Genomic DNA, 17,803 nt, shown 5'->3' with positions numbered 1-17,803 from the left:
GGACACAAATCAACGATGTCCGGTTCCAGGGAGAGACGCTTTGAAGGCATCCATCAATGCACGTGCGATGTGCGCTTTGTTCGCATCGGTTTCCAGCATCGGGCTGATGCCCGTAGCGCAGGCACAGACCGACGGCATGGACATCATTGTCACCGCGCAAAAGCGCAGCCAGTCCTTGCAGGATGTCAGCCTGGCCGTGTCGGCGGTCAGCGGCGATGCACTCGCCAATGCCGGGGTGAACAATCTGCAGGACATCCAGCAGCTGGTGCCATCCGTCACCTTCGGCAATGATTTCAACCAGGCCAAGGTGTTCATTCGCGGCGTGGGGGCCAATACGTCCACCACCGGGTCCAGCACCGGCGTCGCGCTGCATGTCGATGGCGCCTATGTCGCGCGTGCAGAAGCGCAACTGACATCCTTGTTCGATCTGGAGCGGGTGGAAGTGCTGCGCGGCCCGCAGGGCAGCCTGTATGGCCGCAACGCGGTCGGCGGCTCGATCAACCTCATCACGGCCAAGCCGACCGCCGATTTCACCGGCTATGCCCGGATCGGCTATGGCAATTATAGCGCGATGATTGCCGAAGCCGCGGTCGGCGGCCCGATCATCGATGCGATTCGCTTCCGCCTGGCAGGCAAGGTCGAGGCGCGGGACGGCTTTGGCGGAAATCCGTTCAAGGGCGGCAGCGATGTCGATGACCTGTTCCGCTATATGGTCCGCGGGCAGATCCAGTTGATCGCGTCGGACAAGGTCGATTTCCTGCTGTCGGGCGAATATTTCCGTCAGAACGACAATAGCGGCGCGGTGCATTATCGCGGCCCCGCCTTCCCCGGTGTCCCCCGGCTGGCCCCGACGGGTACGGGCGGCTTTGCAAGCAAACCGCGCGATCTGGGCAGCGACGAGCCGCCCTCGGTCGACACCAAAAGCTATTCGGTCACCGGCACGCTCAATATTGAGCTGAGCGATGCGTTGAGCATCGGCAACATCACCAATTATCGCGATTTCAAGACGCAACTGATCCAGGATCTCGACGGGTCGGCGCTGGTCGCCACCCTGCCCAACTCGACGTCGATCCAGACCCGCACCATCGACGCGCAGCAGTTCAGCAACGAACTGCAATTCAAATATGACAGCGCCATCGTGAAGGGCGTGGTCGGCCTGTATTATTTTCACGAACGGCAGCGCCCGCGCGATCAGGTGGGCCTGAGTTCGACCAACGATCTGGCGTCCAACATCACCGTGCTGGCGACGCGGCCGACCTTCGTCGACAATGTCGCTGCGCCCGTGGGTTCCGTGACGCTGGCCGAAGCGCTGGCCATGTGCAACTTCCCGGCCGGCACTTCGCTCAACCGCGTCTGCCTGAAATCCAGCCTTGGCACCCGCGCCTATGCCGCTTTCGGGCAGCTCAATTTCGACATGGGTGAGGCATTTGGGCTGAACGGCGTGTCGCTGAAGCTGGGCGGCCGCTACAGCCATGAAAAGGTCGACAGCGCCAACCCGTCGATCATCTTGACCGCCAATGGCAACCCCGCCGTGGCGCAGGTGCGCAAGACGACCGTCGAAGGCACCTATCGCGAAAAGACGTTCAAGGACTTCACCCCGGAAATCGGCCTGCAATGGCAACCCAATCGTGACCTGCTGCTCTATTACACCTATTCCGAAGGCTTCAAGGCCGGGTCGGGCGAAAATGCGGCGGGCAGCACCACGATCGTGCGCCCGGAAAAAATGAAGAACCACGAACTGGGGATAAAGGCGGAACTGCTCGACCGGCGCTTGCAGATCAATCTGGCCGCCTATCATTACAAGCTGGACGATTTGCAGATCAACAAGACGATCGGCGGCGGACCTGCTGGCTTTACCACCATCTTTGAAAATGCCGCCAAGACGTCGGCGACCGGCGTGGAAGCCGACATGATGGCCCGTCCGGTGGATGGCGTGCGCCTGCGCGGTTCCCTGTCCTACACCGACAGCAAATATGACGATTTCATCACGGTCGACCCGCTCAACCCCGTCAACGTCGCGCAGGCGGGCCAGCCCGCCTATAACCCCGTCACCAATCCCGATCCGACCGCCTTTGGCGCGCCGTGCGGCCCCGGTGCGCTCAATGCCAATGCGCCGTGCAACATCCAGCTGGCCGGCAATCCCACGCGCAATTCGCCCACATGGGCCTATAGCGCCGGGATAGAGGTCGACCTGCCGATCCTGACCGAAACCGGGACGATGACGCTGAGCGGCGACATGTCGGGCAAGAGCAATGTCTATTTCACCGAGTTCAAGCGACTGGTGGAAGGCACACGCGCCTATACGATGTTCGACGCCTCATTACGCTGGATCGACCGGACCGAAACGGTGACGGCGTCGCTGTGGATCAAGAATATCAACAACACGCTGCGCGAAAGCAGCACCTTTGCGATCTCCACCGGCCGCATCATCGGCGTCACCTACCTGCCGCCGCGCACCTATGGCATGACGCTGGGCTACAAATTCTGACGACGCCCCAACCCGCGCCGGTGCAAGATGCGCCGGCGCGGGTGAGCGTTTGATGGATCTGGAGATTGAGGAGGTCCGCGAACGCGGGCGGATCGGCTCGACGGCGGCGATAGTTGCTGTTGGCGTCAACACCGATGGCCGCCGCGAAGTGCCGGGCATCTATCGACCCTTCGGAGACGGAGCCCTCCTGGAAAGCCCTCCTGCCTTTGCTGACGGATCGGGCGAGGATGTGCTTGCCTACATGGCGTTGCTGAAGGACCACTGGGCGCAGGTCGCGTCCACCAATTCGCTGGAAAGGGTAAACAAGGAAATCAAGCGAAGGGCCGATGTCGATGGTTTTCGAAACAATCATCTGGACCCCATGTTCTGGACCTGTTGGTCCAACTGGGCAAAGGCTGTAAGGGCCGAGAAGTGGACACAGGATGGGGAAGCAAACTGGTGAGGCACGCACGTCTGGTAAGCTTTGTTATTCCTGTCTATTGCGAGGAAGACACTCTGCCATTGCTCCACCAACGTATGGTGAGCATCCTTGATCAGGTCACGGGAAAGGCGGAAGTCATTCTCGTAAACGATGGAAGCAAGGACGGCTCGCTGAAGATCATGCGTGAAATGCGGGCGCAGGATGACCGGTTCAGGATTGTGAATCTGTCCCGCAATTTTGGCCATCAGACGGCGGTTACTGCCGGCATCGATGCCGCGAACGGCGATGCGGTAATAGTGATGGACGCTGACTTGCAGGACCCTCCAGAGGTGGCGTTGCAATTGCTCGGCAAATGGTGCGAGGGATATGATATCGTCCTTGCCCGGCGCGTGGCTCGGTCAGGTGAAAGCTTGTTCAAGCGTACCACTGCGGCGCTTTTCTATCGCTTCATCCGGCGGCTCTCATCGGTCGATATGCCGCTCGACGTAGGAGATTTCCGCCTGATCGATCGCAAGGTCGTCAACGCTCTGGCACGAATGCCGGAGCAGGACCGGTACCTGCGCGGCATGATCAGCTGGCTGGGCTTCAGTACCACAGAAGTTCCGTTCCAGCGTGACGAACGCGTCGCGGGCGAGAGCAAGTATCCGTTACGCGCGATGATTCGGCTGGCCGTAAACGGGGTGGTGGGATTTTCCGACGTACCGTTGCGGTTGGCCTTGTGGTTCGGAATGACGATCTCGGTCCTGGCCTTGCTGTTCGGCCTATACATCCTGACGAGCTGGTTCTTCAACGATCATGTTGTGCAGGGCTGGACCTCGACCGTGCTGGTGCTGACCCTGCTCGGCGGTCTGCAATTGCTGATGCTGGGTATCGTGGGCCTGTATATCGGTCGCATCCACAACGAGGTGAAGCGCAGGCCACTATATTTTGTCGATCCCGAGCCGGATTCCCCCCAAGGAAGCCTTCTCGAGGATTACCAGCCCGAAAACAGGCTAGCCGGGGGCGGTGTTGCAGGCGGCGGTGGAGCTGCCCAGAAGAGACGAAGCGGACCATCGGCGGCATAGGCATATTCGCCGGGGTTCAGACGGACTATCTCGCCGTCCGAATAGGATCTGCCATTTGCGACCAGGCGACCTTGGCCTTCCACGCGGTAAGCGCCGCCGATCTCGATCCGCGTCCGCCCGCTGCCAGTCAGCATTTTGCCGGGCAGGAACAGCGGCCCCCAGTAACGGATATAATTGTCGCGCAGGACATCGAGGTCGGCGCCGAACAAGCCGTATTCGGATCGCTGCGATTCTTCCGGCGTGATCCGATCAACCGCCAGGAGCGCACGCGTCTGGAGCATGAAGGCGGGCTGATCGTTCCGCACAGTGGCGGCCATCACCGGGTGTCCGCTCTTGCGATAATCGGTCACGCCCCAGCGGCTCATGAAGAAGCCCTTCTTGGGAAAGGATGAGACCATCGAGGTATGGTCAATATAGGGCACGGGATGGGGAAACAGGCTGTGCACCAGCGCCAGCGTCGCGCGCTGCTGGGCAAGCCCGTTGTCGATCCGGTGCCAGACCGCACTGGCGGCGCCAAAGAGCAGCAGGACCAGCAGGGCCGTCCGTGTCACGCAGCGCAGACGTGCATAACCGAAACCGGCCAGGACTGAAATCGGCGCAATCAGGAATGGGTGAAAGTAGGGATAGACCTCGCTGTAGATCAAAGGGACGAGCGCGGGAATCGCAAAGGCAGCGAGCGCCAGACGATCGCTCCCGCCCAACTTCGCGTCGTACTGGTCATTGCGGGCAAGCGCGACGGCCCCACACAGCACAAGCACCCAAAAGCCGAGATTGCCTAGCACTGCCGCAGGCCAAAAGACGGACAGGACGGAGTAATCGCCTGTCAGCAGCGTTGCACCGCCGGTGCGTCCAAGAAAGCTGGCGGCCGATGCTGTCTTCGCCAGGCTGACAGCGTGAAGGCCGAGGATAAGGCCAAGCACGGCCACACTGATCGCCGCACTGACGGCCATGATTTTAGCGGTTCGGACAAAGTCGCGCGACGCCCAGACGTTGACCAGCACCAACAGGCCGATGGAAGGAAGAAAGAATACCGATTTGATCGTCAGCGCGCCGCCGATGGCGATGAGTATGCCCATGGCGACCATCTGTGGCCAGGTCATGATCCGATGCGTTGCCAGCGCAATCGCGCCGATCATTGCCGCACTTGCTAACGTGTCGGTCCTGAAATCGGTGCCATAGAGTAAGGACGCCCCGAAGCAGTTGTAAGCGATAACTGCAACAAGCGCCGGATCGATGGCCATGAACCGGCGTGCGGCATGAAAAATGGCAAGACTGGTGAAAGCGGCGCAGCCGAGAGTGAAGAAGCGGGCGGCGATGAGTTGGTCAACCTCATTGGTCGAGACCATCGGCAACCAATGGAACAGGTGGACGAAAGCAGTCTGGAAGATTTCGGTCATTTCGCCGCGGCGAAAATCGTAGAGCATGGAGAGGTTGAGGAACTCGTCCCAGTTCAACGCCAGATGCGTGACCACGTAGAGCCGCGCCACGAACAAAAGACCTATCAGCCATAGCAGGGCCGTGCGCTGGAGAGAAATCGGTTGCGGCGCAAAGATCACTGTGCGCAAGGCCAAAAAGGAAACCGCATTCACCGGGACGGCGGCAAGCAGGCCGGCCAGATAGAGATCGATCCCGAAGAAAGCGAGCGCGCCGATGAGCAGGATATTGGTGAGATAGAGCAGCGCCCACAGTGCCACGAACGGCGCGAAGCGACTATCCAGTTGCGAACGGAAGGCGACCTTGCCCTGAGCCACGAAGCCGCTGCAAATCCCGGCAACCAGCGCTGCGAGGCTGGCAAACTGATAGCCGAGGCCAAGCGCGATACCCGCCGCGTAGATCGCGAAGGCGATGGCTGTGTTTGCCGCTCCTACAATGATGAAACGCAGCAATTGGCCGCTCTCACGGGCCAGATTGGTCCGTGCGCTTAACCTAGCCACGCTCTGGCCCTGGCATAATAGCGGAAGGCTAATTTCTGCGCCGTGACGAACTGGCAGACCGCCGCTAAACGGGCCCGGCTAATGGCGCCGGGAGCACTATCGTGCTTGCGCGCGAGGCCCAGATATTCACTCAGCGTCGTACCGAGCAGTTTCCATGTCATGTTGTCGTTGGAATAGCGGTTGGCGATCAGCGGCCGATCGATGTGAAAAGCGCCGCCTTTAGACGCCAGTGACCAAGACAGGTCGATGTCCATTGCATAGAGAAAATCGTCGCCATAGCGCGTTTCGCCAAGCGCGCTGCGCCTGATGGCGATTGGAATGCCGAACAGGTTGCGCCCGCTCGCAAGGCATTTTCTGCCCGTGGCATCCGGATCGAACCGGCCCGATCGGGAGAATCGACGATGCGCCAGTGTACGGCGCTGATCGTCGACGTAAACGAGGTCGCAATAGACGCTGGCAACATCGGGATTGTCGCGCAGCGCTGCCTGGGCGAGGTCCAGTGCAGCGGGGTCGGCCAGATAGTCGTCATGGCAAAGCAGCATGTATGCTTCGCTGGTCACGTCATCCAGCAGCGCGTTGAAGTGATCGCGCATTGGCAGGGTCTGTGTTCGGCGGATCACGCGCAGGGGCAAGCGATCCTGCCACTCAGCCAGGATAGCGGCGGTGCCATCGGTCGAGGCGTTGTCGCTGACGAGCACTTCCACACCATCAAGGTTTTGCACCGCGATCGAACGCAGTGCCTCTGCAAGGAATCGTTCGCCGTTGTAGACGGGTATGGCTACGGTGAAGGCGGCCACCTGCCTGCTCTTACTTGCAGCGCCGGAGGTAGCCTTCGCGGGCAACCGAAATCTGCAGCTTGTCGTGCAGCGCGTTGTCGGTTTCGAACATATCGGTTTCCGCCAGATATGCCTTCACCGCGGTCAAAGGATTGTTGCCGCGGCCCCAGGGGCGATCCCCGATGGCTTCATCGGGCAGATGTTCGACAAGGGTATCGAAAACGACGCAATAGCTGCCCAAACTGGTCATCGGGGCATAGGCACGCAGTTCTTCAAGAACATGATCGTGGGTGTGGTTGCTGTCGAGACAGACCAACACGCGCTTGGCATCGCCAACCAATTTGCCGACCTGAGCGACCACGGCGGGATCAATGCTCGATCCCTGGACGAGGTCGATGCGGCGCGAGAGCGGATGGGCCTCGATCGCTCTGCGATTAGGCTCGCGGATATCAATATCGATACCGATCACGCGCCCGCCGCTTGTTCCGGTGCAGGTCTGCAGCAGTTCGAGCATCGAGGCGTAGAAAATCAGCGATCCGCCGCGCGCAACACCAGTTTCCACCACAACTTCAGGGCGCAGTTTCCATATCAGTTCCTGCATGGCAACAATGTCTTGCGGGTACTGAATAATCGGCAGGCCGAGCCAGTCGAAGTTGTAGGAATAACCCAGTTCCTGCGCCTTCCCCAGCCAGTGATTGGTAAGATCTGCCATTGTCTCGTTCGAGCCGAGTTCGGCAACGAGTTCGCTGCGTTGCTGCGCGAAGGCTATGTCGGTGCTAGTCATATAAACTCCTTGCGCGGGATTGGTAAAATTATGGTTAATTTTTCTCTAACGAAGCCTTTGCGGCATCCACCAGTCCACGGAGCAGAGTGATCCGGGGCACGAAGCCGAGTTCCTTGGTCTGGCGCGTAATGTCGGGAACCAGCAGATGTGGTTCGCCTTCGCGGTCGCGCAGGGCGCCTAGCCGGACAAGGTCTGGGCGTTTGACAATGCCGCCAAGCGCTTCGACTATTTCCGCAATAGTCTTGTGCTCACCAGAGCCAAGATTGACGACGCCCTCCAGATCGGAGGCGCCAAGGCGAGCAATGGCAGTGCCAAGGTCGCGTACGTCGAGGAAATCACGGATTTGCGTGCCAGAGGAGCATAAGGCCGGTTCGCCCGCAGTGAGAGCGCGCAGCACGCTCGGCACCAGTCGACGCGGGTCTTCGCTTTCACCATAGGCGTTGAAAATGCGCACCCAGGCATGGCTTACATCAAGGCTGCGCAGGTGTTGAAGCAGAGCGAATTTTGCGCGGCCATAGGGAAAGGGAATCTGCCCCGGCTCAATCGTTTCATCCTCACGGCGCGGAGCGGTGCTATGACCTGAATATTCAGCGCAGGTGCCGCAGGCAACGATCCGCCTGCCCCCTTGTCGCACGAAGGCATCGAACAAGGCCATGCCCGCTTCGAGCCATGCGGCATTCTGGGGATCGTGCCAGAAGGCACCATGTGCGGTGGTCCAGGCGCAGTGGATCAGGATGTCAGGTTTGAGCGTATCGATCAGCGCAGCGCAAGCGCCGGAACTACGCAGGTCAATGTTGTGCCAGGTTCCGACATCAGCGCCGCCTGTTTTGCGCGTGGTACAGTGGATATCCGCATCGGCGGGCAAATTTCTCAATACCTGGCGCCCGATGAAACCTGTGGCGCCGGTTAGAAGGATACGGTCGGAGCGCGTGTCAGTCACCGGTCAAGTCTTTGACGAAGGGCAGCGTCCGGTCGCGATCGGAAAGAACGGTGGGCGGCATCGGCCAATTGATCGCCAGATCAGGATCATCCCAACGCACGCCCATTTCAACGCCTGCCCGATGCGCTCTGCTGAACTGGTAGAGGACGTCGCAGTCATCCTGAAGGGTGATGAAACCGTGCGCCACGCCGCGCGGCAGGTAAAGCGCATTGCCTCGTGCGGCATCAAGTTCGACGCTGATATGCTGGAGGTATGTTGGCGACGCGGGACGGAGGTCAACCGCGACATCGAAGATCCGGCCAGCGATGCAGCGGACAAGCTTCGCCTCGCCGTCAGCCTCGGGAATGAAATGCAAACCGCGCAAAGTTCCCGTTGCAGTGTTGCGCGAAATCGCCGCCTGCGCCTCCACCAACTCAAGACCATGCTCAGCAAACGCGGCACTGCAATAGGTGCGCTGGAAGCTGCCGCGCGCATCGGTATGAACCCCGCCGGAAAAGGCAAAAACTCCACCGATCGGGGTCGCGGTGAACTGCATCAGAATATCTCTATCCGAGGAATAGCGACAACGAAGCGACCGCCCCAGTCGCGCAACTGGCATAACTGCGCCGCAATCTCGTCGCGCAGGTTCCAGGGCAGGATCAGGACATAGTCCGGCCGTGCCTCGATCAATTCCTCAGGTGCGAGAATCGGGATGTTGACGCCCGGTAAATAGTGCCCCTGTTTGTGCGGGCTGCGATCGACGGTGAATGGCAGCAGTTCGGGACCCACCCCGCAATAGTTGAGCATGGTACTGCCCTTGGCCGGCGCGCCGTAGCCGAGCACCTTCTTGCCTGCGCGCTTCGTCTTGATGAGGAAATCGAGAAGTTCGATCTTGCGCTGCTCAACTTCATTCGCAAAGCCCCGATAGGTAGCCGCACTGTCGAGCCCCGCGCGCTTCTCGGCCAACCGGACCCGGTCAAGACCAACGGCCAATTCAACACTGCCAAGCCCGGCCCCCTCGTGGCTGGCATATACGCGAAGCGAGCCGCCATGCGTCGGCAACTCCTCCACACCGTATACCTCCAGGCCGTACGCGCCCAGCATCCGCTCAACGGTGAGCAGTGAAAGGTAGGAAAAATGCTCATGGTAGATTGTGTCGAACTGGCAGCTCTCAAGCATACGCAAGATGTGCGGAAATTCGATGGTGAAGGTGCCCCCTGGCTTCAAGATAGCCGGGATGCCGCCAATGAAATCCTTGGGGTCAGGAACGTGCGCCAAGACATTGTTGGCCGCGATCAGGTCTGCCGCAATCCCTTGCGAGGCCAGCCTTGCTGCCAGTGAGACACCAAAGAAATCGACCACGGTTTCAATACCGTGCTTTTCCTTCGCGGCGCGCGCAGTGTTTGCGGTAGGATCAATGCCAAGCACGGGTATTCCGGCCTGTTTGAAATATTGCAGCAGATAGCCATCATTGCTCGCCAGTTCGACAACGAGGGAATCGCCGTTTAGGGCCTGTGCTGCAATCATGGCATGGGCGTAATCCCGCGCATGGCGCAGCCAGCTTTCTGAGAACGACGAGAAATAGACATAATCCTCGGTAAAGTGTGCGGGCGTCTCGACACGGGTGAGCTGGACCAGCCAGCACGCCTCGCACACCATCGCCTTGAGCGGATAGAAGGTCTGCCCGCGCCCGGCAGCGTCGCGAATATTGCGAAGTTCGTTTGATACCGGCGTCAACCCGAGATCCGCAACGGTGGTGGTCAGCTTGGTCGCGCAGAAGCGGCAAGTCTCGGTCATGCGCTCGCGCCCCCCTGTTCCATGGCTTCGATCTGGCGGATCGTCACGTCCCACATGTCCGCTCCAGCGGCATAGGCTCGATACCATTGCACGGCTTTTTCAACTCCGGTTTCCAGCGGCCAATGCGGGATCCAGCCCAGCCGGTCGGCGGCCTTTGACGAGTCCAGCGCGAGCAACCGTTCTTCAAAAACGCTGTCACTGGCTTGCGTCTCGACGCGCGCGCCGTCCGACCAACTAGCGGCGAGCAGGTGGGCAAGATCGCCGACTGGGCGACAGTCCTGCACGTCGGGACCAAAATTCCACTTGCCGGAAAATTGCTTTGGTTGGTTCACCAGTCCTTCCGCAAGAACAAGATAGCCGCGCAGCGGGTCAAGGACGTGCTGCCACGGCCGGGTCGAAGTCGGATTGCGCAGCACCAGCGGCTGGCCGGTCGAAAAAGTGCGGATGGCATCTGGCACCAGCCTGTCCGCCGCCCAATCACCGCCCCCAAAAATGTTGCCGGCGCGGATAGTGGCGAGGCCCTTGCCCTGTTCGTTCAGATAAGAGTGCTGCCAGGCATCAACGATGAATTCGCTGGCGGCCTTGCTGGCGCTATACAGTTCGCGCCCGCCAAGTTCGTCGTCCTCTGTATAGGGTTCAGCGCGCTCAAGATTACGATATACCTTGTCGGTAGTGACTACGGCAACGGCCTTCACCCCAGGGTTGCGACGAACCGCCTCGAGCAAATTGGCTGTCCCCATGACGTTGGACCTGACGGTCTCGATCGGGTGGGCATGAGCATAGCGCACCAGCGGTTGCGCCGCCAAATGGAACACGACCGAAGGAGCGGCTTGGTCGAGCACACGGCAAAGCTGATCAAGGTCGCCGATGTCAGCCAGAACGGACGAGGCAAGCCTGCTCGGAAGACCGGTCGCATCGAAGAAGGCCGGTTCGGTATTGGGCGCGAGCGCATAGCCGTGCACGTGGGCGCCACAATGGATCAGATAGGCAGCCAGCCAGCCGCCCATGAAGCCGGTATGTCCGGTCAGGAAAATTGATCGCCCGCTCCAGAAATTCTTGCTCACGCCCAGACTTTCCAAGGTGCCCGTCCGGCTTTCCAGTAATTCTCAAGCAAGTGCTTTTCGCGCGGCGTATCCATACACTGCCAAAATCCGTCATGGCGAAAAACGGACAACTGCCCTTCGCGCGCAAGCGGCTGGAGCACGTCGGCCTCCAAAGTGAGATTGGGATCATCGGGCAGGCGTTCAAAGATCGAACGGTGCAGGACGAAAAAACCCCCGTTGATCCAGCCCTTGCCGGTCTGCGGTTTCTCTTCGAACGAGGTGACAGAATCGCCGTCGAGCCCCAGTTCACCGAAACGGGAAGAGGGGCGCACCGCGGTTACCGTGGCGAGTTTACCCGACGTTTCGTGATGAGTGCGTAGCTGATCAAGGTCGACATCGCACAGCCCGTCGCCATAGGTGGCCATGAAGATATCACCCTCAATATGGCGCAATGCCCGTTTGAGGCGCGCCGCAGTCAACGTCGCTTCGCCGGTATCCTGGATCACAACTTTCCAGTCGATCCTGTCTCGCTCGCCGCCCAGCAACGAAACCGAGGAACTGGCGAAATCGATCAGCAAGTCATTGGAATAATTGTCGTAATTGAGGAAGAAATCCTTGATGACTTCCTGCTTGTAACCAGCGCACAGGACGAAACTGTCATGTCCGAATTGCCGATAGAAGCGCATGATGTGCCACAGGATCGGCTTGCCACCGATTTCGACCATGGGTTTGGGGCGGTTTACCGTTTCCTCGCCCAATCGTGTCCCCAGACCGCCGCACAAAAGAGCTACCTGCATTAATATTCGCCCCGTTCCTGCCTGCTTTTCCCACCGCAGCTTACTGTCGGCGGGGCAATTATGGTTTATGGCTGCTAATATGACTTGGTTAACAAATAGGTTATGTCGCAAAGCTTGATCAACCTGAGAATGGTTGGCTGTCGCGGGAAATATCTGGGAAGGAAATTTGATCTGCCCCCTTCTGAATGGTCCAAAATCCCTGTTATTTTGGACGACGAAGGAGTTAGCGGTCAGGACTCACTGATCAGGGCCAGAAAATGACGGTTTCGCCGAGGGCGATGGCGGATAAGAACGCGGTTGGGCATCGATCATAGCGGGTAGCGACCCGCCGCCAGTCCTTCAGGCGGCCGAACATGATCTCGATGCGGTTTCGGCGCTTGTCATATTTGATGGCCGTGTTCCGGGATTTGCGGCCCAGGATGCAGGGCGTGATCCCTGACTTGGCCCGCGGTCATAAAGAAGCTCAACGGGCGACCATTCGCGTCCGTCACGGCATGAAGCTTGGTGTTCATGCCGCCTTTCGTGCGTCCGATCAGGCGGCTCGCATTCCCTTTTTACCACCAGGCCCGATGTAGTGCGGTGCGGGTTGAGATAGGTCGCGTCGATCATCACCGTGTTGCGCTCGGAGCCTGGGGCGCAACCAGCCAGCGCAGCCCTTTGTGGCTAACGAAGATAACCCCGCTCAAAACCCGTCGATCATCTACTCGCGGCTTGCCGTGGCTCTTCGGTAAATACGGCTCAAGCCGCGCCGTCTGCTCGTCCGTCAGCCAGTACAAATCTCTCAAATCCAGGCTCCTCAAGGAGCCTGAATCTCATCGCGCCCACCACATCAGTGGATCCTGACCCTAGACACCCCCCGACCATCAGCCGAAAGGCAATTTTGCTAAAGATTTCAGGGATTCCCTACCGAGGGACTGGTGCCGCTTACGTGACTCGAACACGTGACCCCCGCATTACGAATGCGATGCTCTACCAACTGAGCTAAAGCGGCGTTGCGGCGGGCAGATAACAGTGGTTGGGCCTTAGGACAAGCGGGCAATTGCATTGTCGGGTCGGTCTTTTTGCAGGCGGCACGGCATATGGCCGTTCGGCGCTGCCATCTTTACGGCAAATTTACCATCCGATGCCACTGTCGAGTCCCAAAGAGGCAGAATTTTGCCTGAAATAGGGACGGACCGGATGGACACTCTGCGGGGGCATGACGTCGCCAACGACCAGGACGATTTCGATTATGCCGATGATGCGGCGATCGACGCACCGTTGACGGTGGTATCGGACGAGCGGCGGATGCAGGTGCGCGCCTATAATTACTGGGCGTCGCTGCTGGGGGATCGCACCCTGCCATCGATCGAGGATCTGTCGCCTGACCAGTTGGAAGATTTCGGTCCGCACAGCGTATTGCTGGATTTTTCCACCGGGCTCGACAATCCCGCCATCGTATATCTTGGCTCCGCCTTGCGGCAGGAGTGCGAAATTGACGGGTCCATCAGCTATATCAATGATGTGCCCGCCCGGTCGCTGCTGTCGCGGCTGACCGATCATTATCTCCAGATTATCGCCAATGCCGCGCCGATCGGGTTCGAAGCCGAATTCGTCAACCAGCGCGATGCAGAGATATTATATCGCGGCATATTGATGCCCTTTTCGTCCGACGACGAGACGATCGATTTCGTGTTCGGCGTGATCAACTGGAAGGAACTGGCCAGCCGCGACGAGCGGCAGGCGCTGGAACTGGAAGTCAGCGCGGCGCTGTCCAGCATCATGCCAGCGCCGACGAACGTGCCCGTATGGGCAGATGGCCCGGCGGGTGGCGACACGGTCGATGCCGCCCCCCTGCCCCCTTCCGCCGCTCCTTCCGCCCCCATGCCCGTCGCTTCGCTCGATGAAGAGCCGCTGGACCTGTCCGGCATGGAAAGCCCGACCGATGACGCGCCGCTCGCCGACTGGCTGGCGCTGGCGCGCGACGGTGCCGACCAGTTCCGTACCAGCGAAGCGCGCAGCCATGCCGCGCTCTATCGCGCGATCGGCCTGGCCTATGATTTTGCGCTGGTGGCGCAGGCGCGGCCCGACGACTATGCCGAACTGCTGGCCGATTGCGGCATCAAGGTGCAGGCGCGCAGCCCGATGACCGCGATCATCAAGCTGGTTTTCGGCGCCGGATATGACAAGACGCGGATCACCGAATATGCGACCGTTCTGGACCATGGCCGTGCCCTGGGCCTGGGCGTGGGCATGCTGGCCGACCATCTGTCAAACTATGCAGGCGGGCTCAAGGCGCTGGTGCGCGACGAGCGGGCGTTGCGCCGGGCCGAGGCACCCCCGCGCCCCGACAAGCGCGAAACGGCGCGAAACGCGATGAAGGCCGCCGCTGCCATCGATCCGCAGGCCCTGGCCATGGACACAGACGGGCTGGCGATTGTCGTCGCACGGCGCGAAGCCGACGGCAGCCTGGCGCTGGTCGCGCAGTTGCCCGAAGGATCGGACCTGGCGCAACGGGTCATGCTCGCCGCCGCGCGTTAAGCGGGAAAGCAACCCGCGAGCGATCCCCGCAGGCGTGGAAGCGCGAATCGACCGATATACTGTATCGGCGCGATGACCTGCTTCCTTCGCGGGTCTGGCCTGCCGGCATTTTCGACGCCTTAGCGCGCTTGCGGAGCGATCAAAGCGCCACAATTCGCAGCCGGAACAGCGCGGGGGCGCAGCACGGGCGTCGCTCTTTTGACCGCAATTGCCGCACATCGCCCTTGCCACCACCGGCAAAGCGCGCCAATCAGCGGCGCAATGGGGATAAAGAGGATAGCGGGCCAATGAGCTATTATGACGTATTGATCGTGGGCGCAGGCCATGCGGGAGCACAGGCGGCGATTTCCCTGCGTCAGTCGGGCTTTGAAGGCTCCGTCGCGATGATCGGCGACGAAAAGGACCCGCCTTACGAACGTCCGCCGCTGTCGAAGGAATATTTCGCAGGCGACAAGAGCTTCGACCGCATCCTGATCCGTCCCGCCGCCTTCTGGGGTGAGCGCAATGTCGACATGCTGCTGGGTCGCCGCGTGAAGAGCGTCGATCCCGTTGGCAAGTTCGTGACCGTAGGGGATCAGGAAATCGGCTATAACAAGCTGATCTGGTGCACCGGCGGCAATCCCCGGATGTTGACCTGCAACGGGGCGGATGCGGCCAATGTCCATGCCGTGCGCCGTCGCGACGATGTCGATGCGATGATGGCAAAGATCGACAGCATAAACCATGTGACCATCATCGGCGGTGGTTATATCGGGCTGGAAGCCGCCGCCGTCCTCTCCAAATTCGGCAAGAAGGTCGTTCTTCTGGAAGCGCTCGACCGGGTGCTGGCGCGGGTCGCGGGCGAGGAATTGTCGCGCTTTTACGAAGCGGAACATCGCGCCCATGGCGTCGACCTGCGCACCGGCGCGCGGATGGATTGCATCGAAGTCACAGACGGCAAGGCAACGGCCGTGCTGATGGCCGATGGTGAGCGGATCGTCACCGACATGGTCATCGTGGGCATCGGCATCATCCCCGAAACCGGCCCGCTGATCGCGGCGGGCGCTGCGGGGGGCAATGGCGTGGATGTCGACGAATATTGCCGCACCAGCCTGCCCGACATTTATGCCGTGGGCGATTGCGCCGCCCATGCCAACCGCTTTGCGGGCGGCGCGCAGATGCGCGTGGAATCGGTGCAGAACGCCAATGACCAGGCCAAGACCGCCGTGGCGCACATCATGGGCAAGGAAGAAGCCTATAACGCGGTGCCATGGTTCTGGTCGAACCAATATGATCTGAAACTCCAGACCGTCGGCCTTTCGACCGGTTATGACCAGACGATCCTGCGTGGCGATCCGGCTGCGCGCAGCTTCTCGATAGTATATCTCAAGGGCGGCAAGGTGATCGCGCTGGATTGCGTCAATATGGTCAAGGATTATGTCCAGGGCCGCCCGCATGTGCTGGCGGGCGCGGCGCTCGATCCGGAGCAACTGGCGGATGCGAGTGTGCCTTTGAAGGAAGTCGGGTTGGCCTGAAACGCCAGCTACCGAAATAACGATCCGTTCGCCCTGAGCCTGTCGAAGGGGCGTTCTTCCTGGCGAAGAAGGGTTGGGCTTCGACAGGCTCAGCCCGAACGGATTGGGCGATAAGTCCCCTACCCCCGGAAACTTGCCTTCATGGCCAGTTCCCACGGACCGCCGCGATAATGCCAGGCGGCAAGGCCCGCGATGACGAACGGGCGCGGCTGGAAATCCGCGCGCAGGGCCTCCGCCAGCGCTTTGGCCTCTGCCGGCTTCACCTTATTCTGCACCGTCACATGCAGGCGCGGCCGGGCCTGGTCCTGCGGCGTCAGCAGGCCAGTGAAGGCGTCGGCCATTTCGTCGCGCATCGCCGACAGCTGCGGGCTGTCGATCCGAAAGGCCACCCCCTGCCCCAGCAGCATCACCTCGCTCAGTCGCGCGACCGGCGCGGGGCCACGGCACAGCGCCTTGATGCGCGCGCTGACCTCCGCCAGTGCGGAAGGCGGCAGATGATGGAACAGGGTGATGTGCGCGGACAGGACATTGCGGTCGGGCGGAAAATGCGCGCGGCGCAATCCATCCGCCCAGGCAAAGTCCGCCGCGCCCATCAGGGCGCTGACGATAATCGGGGCGCTCACCCGGCGGGATGCGCCTTCAGCCAGTCCAGCACGGGTTCTGGCCGGGTTTCGCCATAGGGATCGTCATCTTCGCCCACATCGTTGATCCCCGGCTCCTCGAACCAGGCGACGACCTTGCCATCGTCCACGACCATCGCATAGCGCCAGCTGCGGTCACCAAAACCCAGATGATTTTTCTTGATCAACATGCCCATGCGGCGCGTGAAATCACCCGATCCGTCCGGCAGCAGCTTCACATTGCTGACGCCCAGATGCTTGCCCCACTGGAACATGACGAAGGCATCGTTGACCGACACGCAATAGACATCATCCACGCCCAGCGCCTTGAAATCATCATAATAGCGTTCGAAGGCGGGGCATTGTTCGGTCGAACAGGTGGGCGTGAACGCGCCGGGCAGAGAAAACACCACCGCCCGCTTGCCGGCGAAAAGGTCGCCGGTATGCACATCCTCCCAGCGAAACGGGTTCGGTCCCTCGACGCTTTCGTCGCGCACGCGGGTCTTGAGGGTTACATTCGGTACGGATCGTCCCAGCATGGTTCATGTCCTTCCATGTCTCGCCGCTTCCGCGCGGCCCTTCACACGTATATGATCAGTCCATGACGCCCCTGCAACGGGACACGTCATAGAGGGAGGGGATTGGATCATGAATATGCCGCGATATTTTATCGTCATCGCCATCGTCCTTTTGTTGTGGAACCTGATGGGACTGGCTGCCTTTGCCATGCAATATACCGCTGACCTAACCGAATTGGCCAAGTCCGATCCGGTTACTGCGCAGGCGTTCGCCGCCATGCCGGCCTGGGTTTGGATCGCCTATGCCATCGCCGTGGGTGCAGGCACGCTGGGGGCTATTCTGCTGCTGATGAAGAAGGCGGCCGCCGCGAGCCTGTTCCTGCTCTCGCTGATCGCTGTCGTCGTCCAGTTCGGCTACACCTTCCTTGGCACCGATCTGCTGGCATTGAAGGGACCATCGGTCATCGCATTTCCAGCGTTCATCGTGGTGATGGCCATCATCCAGCTGCTCTATGCCCGCAATCTGGTGGGCAAGGGCGTGCTGCGCTGATCAGCAGCGCCGGATTCCACGCACGGCGATAAAGATTATGGACATGCCAACCGCATCC

The 17,803-nt window shown here is 60.4% G+C and carries 15 protein-coding genes, 1 tRNA gene and 2 pseudogenes; 6 read left to right on the top strand and 12 right to left on the bottom strand.

Annotated features, from left to right (window positions below; all coding sequences use genetic code 11):
* The first annotated feature begins 40 nt into the window (after nucleotides 1-40).
* From IWY39_RS17335 to IWY39_RS17325, 3 genes and pseudogenes are all read left to right on the top strand, one after another.
* Complete coding sequence (locus IWY39_RS17335) at nucleotides 41-2,488, top strand: TonB-dependent receptor (protein ID WP_196871623.1); 2,448 nt, start codon at nucleotides 41-43, stop codon at nucleotides 2,486-2,488.
* A gap of 181 nt (nucleotides 2,489-2,669) precedes the next feature.
* Nucleotides 2,670-2,837, top strand: a pseudogene (locus tag IWY39_RS24135) (transposase); the annotation flags it as partial.
* A 62-nt stretch (nucleotides 2,838-2,899) separates the two neighbouring features.
* Nucleotides 2,900-3,973 carry a glycosyltransferase family 2 protein gene (locus IWY39_RS17325; RefSeq protein ID WP_315899104.1) on the top strand — a complete coding sequence of 358 codons (1,074 nt, stop codon included), beginning with the start codon at nucleotides 2,900-2,902 and terminating at the stop codon, nucleotides 3,971-3,973.
* Here the strand turns inward: IWY39_RS17325 and IWY39_RS17320 are convergent.
* From IWY39_RS17320 to IWY39_RS17275, 10 genes and pseudogenes are all read right to left on the bottom strand, one after another.
* Nucleotides 3,883-5,907: a GtrA family protein gene (locus IWY39_RS17320; RefSeq protein WP_196871622.1), complete on the bottom strand. Its 2,025-nt coding sequence runs from the start codon at nucleotides 5,905-5,907 to the stop codon at nucleotides 3,883-3,885. The genes IWY39_RS17325 and IWY39_RS17320 overlap by 91 nt on opposite strands.
* Nucleotides 5,895-6,704: a glycosyltransferase family 2 protein gene (locus tag IWY39_RS17315; protein WP_181316579.1), complete on the bottom strand. Its 810-nt coding sequence runs from the start codon at nucleotides 6,702-6,704 to the stop codon at nucleotides 5,895-5,897. Before IWY39_RS17315 ends, IWY39_RS17320 begins: the two co-directional genes overlap by 13 nt.
* A 10-nt stretch (nucleotides 6,705-6,714) precedes the next feature.
* Nucleotides 6,715-7,467 (bottom strand): cephalosporin hydroxylase family protein, encoded by a 753-nt coding sequence (locus IWY39_RS17310; protein ID WP_107123629.1) that lies wholly within the window; start codon nucleotides 7,465-7,467, stop codon nucleotides 6,715-6,717.
* Between the two features lie 34 nt (nucleotides 7,468-7,501).
* Nucleotides 7,502-8,407 (bottom strand): NAD-dependent epimerase/dehydratase family protein, encoded by a 906-nt coding sequence (locus IWY39_RS17305; protein ID WP_107123630.1) that lies wholly within the window; start codon nucleotides 8,405-8,407, stop codon nucleotides 7,502-7,504.
* Nucleotides 8,400-8,942: a dTDP-4-dehydrorhamnose 3,5-epimerase family protein gene (locus IWY39_RS17300; protein ID WP_107123631.1), complete on the bottom strand. Its 543-nt coding sequence runs from the start codon at nucleotides 8,940-8,942 to the stop codon at nucleotides 8,400-8,402. Before IWY39_RS17300 ends, IWY39_RS17305 begins: the two co-directional genes overlap by 8 nt.
* Nucleotides 8,942-10,183, bottom strand: coding sequence for a class I SAM-dependent methyltransferase (locus IWY39_RS17295; protein WP_107123632.1), 1,242 nt, complete (start codon nucleotides 10,181-10,183; stop codon nucleotides 8,942-8,944). The genes IWY39_RS17300 and IWY39_RS17295 overlap by 1 nt, the downstream gene beginning before the upstream one ends.
* On the bottom strand, nucleotides 10,180-11,247 hold the full coding sequence (rfbG, locus tag IWY39_RS17290) for a CDP-glucose 4,6-dehydratase (RefSeq protein WP_196871621.1): 1,068 nt from the start codon (nucleotides 11,245-11,247) through the stop codon (nucleotides 10,180-10,182). Before rfbG ends, IWY39_RS17295 begins: the two co-directional genes overlap by 4 nt.
* A complete protein-coding gene (gene rfbF, locus IWY39_RS17285) occupies nucleotides 11,244-12,023 on the bottom strand; it encodes a glucose-1-phosphate cytidylyltransferase (protein WP_026002289.1) in 780 nt (259 codons plus the stop codon). Before rfbF ends, rfbG begins: the two co-directional genes overlap by 4 nt.
* 244 nt (nucleotides 12,024-12,267) lie before the next feature.
* Nucleotides 12,268-12,808 (bottom strand): annotated as a pseudogene (locus IWY39_RS17280) (transposase).
* A 130-nt stretch (nucleotides 12,809-12,938) separates the two neighbouring features.
* Nucleotides 12,939-13,014 (bottom strand) — tRNA-Thr (locus IWY39_RS17275).
* Nucleotides 13,015-13,202: 188 nt separating this feature from the next.
* Here IWY39_RS17275 and IWY39_RS17270 point away from each other — a divergent pair.
* Together IWY39_RS17270 and IWY39_RS17265 are read left to right on the top strand one after the other, a co-directional pair.
* The gene (locus tag IWY39_RS17270) at nucleotides 13,203-14,543 is read left to right on the top strand and encodes a PAS domain-containing protein (protein ID WP_107123634.1); all 1,341 of its coding nucleotides are present in this window, start codon (nucleotides 13,203-13,205) and stop codon (nucleotides 14,541-14,543) included.
* 287 nt (nucleotides 14,544-14,830) lie between these two features.
* On the top strand, nucleotides 14,831-16,057 hold the full coding sequence (locus tag IWY39_RS17265; RefSeq protein ID WP_107123635.1) for an NAD(P)/FAD-dependent oxidoreductase: 1,227 nt from the start codon (nucleotides 14,831-14,833) through the stop codon (nucleotides 16,055-16,057).
* Between the two features lie 119 nt (nucleotides 16,058-16,176).
* Here the strand turns inward: IWY39_RS17265 and IWY39_RS17260 are convergent, their stop codons facing one another.
* Together IWY39_RS17260 and IWY39_RS17255 are read right to left on the bottom strand one after the other, a co-directional pair.
* Nucleotides 16,177-16,680: a 2'-5' RNA ligase family protein gene (locus IWY39_RS17260; protein WP_019051421.1), complete on the bottom strand. Its 504-nt coding sequence runs from the start codon at nucleotides 16,678-16,680 to the stop codon at nucleotides 16,177-16,179.
* Nucleotides 16,677-17,216: a peroxiredoxin gene (locus IWY39_RS17255; protein WP_107123637.1), complete on the bottom strand. Its 540-nt coding sequence runs from the start codon at nucleotides 17,214-17,216 to the stop codon at nucleotides 16,677-16,679. The genes IWY39_RS17260 and IWY39_RS17255 overlap by 4 nt, the downstream gene beginning before the upstream one ends.
* A 109-nt stretch (nucleotides 17,217-17,325) precedes the next feature.
* Here IWY39_RS17255 and IWY39_RS17250 point away from each other — a divergent pair, with 109 nt between their 5' ends.
* Nucleotides 17,326-17,745 (top strand): sugar transporter, encoded by a 420-nt coding sequence (locus IWY39_RS17250; RefSeq protein ID WP_107123638.1) that lies wholly within the window; start codon nucleotides 17,326-17,328, stop codon nucleotides 17,743-17,745.
* Nucleotides 17,746-17,803 lie beyond the last annotated feature (58 nt).

Source organism: Sphingobium sp. JAI105 (genome assembly GCF_015752145.1).
Taxonomy (GTDB): Bacteria; Pseudomonadota; Alphaproteobacteria; order Sphingomonadales; family Sphingomonadaceae; genus Sphingobium; species Sphingobium xenophagum.
The sequence above is the reverse complement of the archived record's forward strand: the minus strand, read 5'-3'. Positions and strand labels throughout refer to the sequence as shown.

Bases quoted from the DNA above. Each gene is read 5' to 3' on its own strand.
- IWY39_RS17310 (WP_107123629.1), bottom strand. From the start codon at position 7,467: ATGACTAGCACCGACATAGCCTTCGCGCAGCAACGCAGCGAACTCGTT.
- IWY39_RS17300 (WP_107123631.1), bottom strand. From the start codon at position 8,942: ATGCAGTTCACCGCGACCCCGATCGGTGGAGTTTTTGCCTTTTCCGGC.
- IWY39_RS17295 (WP_107123632.1), bottom strand. From the start codon at position 10,183: ATGACCGAGACTTGCCGCTTCTGCGCGACCAAGCTGACCACCACCGTT.
- rfbF (WP_026002289.1), bottom strand. From the start codon at position 12,023: ATGCAGGTAGCTCTTTTGTGCGGCGGTCTGGGGACACGATTGGGCGAG.
- IWY39_RS17270 (WP_107123634.1), top strand. From the start codon at position 13,203: ATGGACACTCTGCGGGGGCATGACGTCGCCAACGACCAGGACGATTTC.
- IWY39_RS17265 (WP_107123635.1), top strand. From the start codon at position 14,831: ATGAGCTATTATGACGTATTGATCGTGGGCGCAGGCCATGCGGGAGCA.
- IWY39_RS17255 (WP_107123637.1), bottom strand. From the start codon at position 17,216: ATGCTGGGACGATCCGTACCGAATGTAACCCTCAAGACCCGCGTGCGC.
- IWY39_RS17250 (WP_107123638.1), top strand. From the start codon at position 17,326: ATGAATATGCCGCGATATTTTATCGTCATCGCCATCGTCCTTTTGTTG.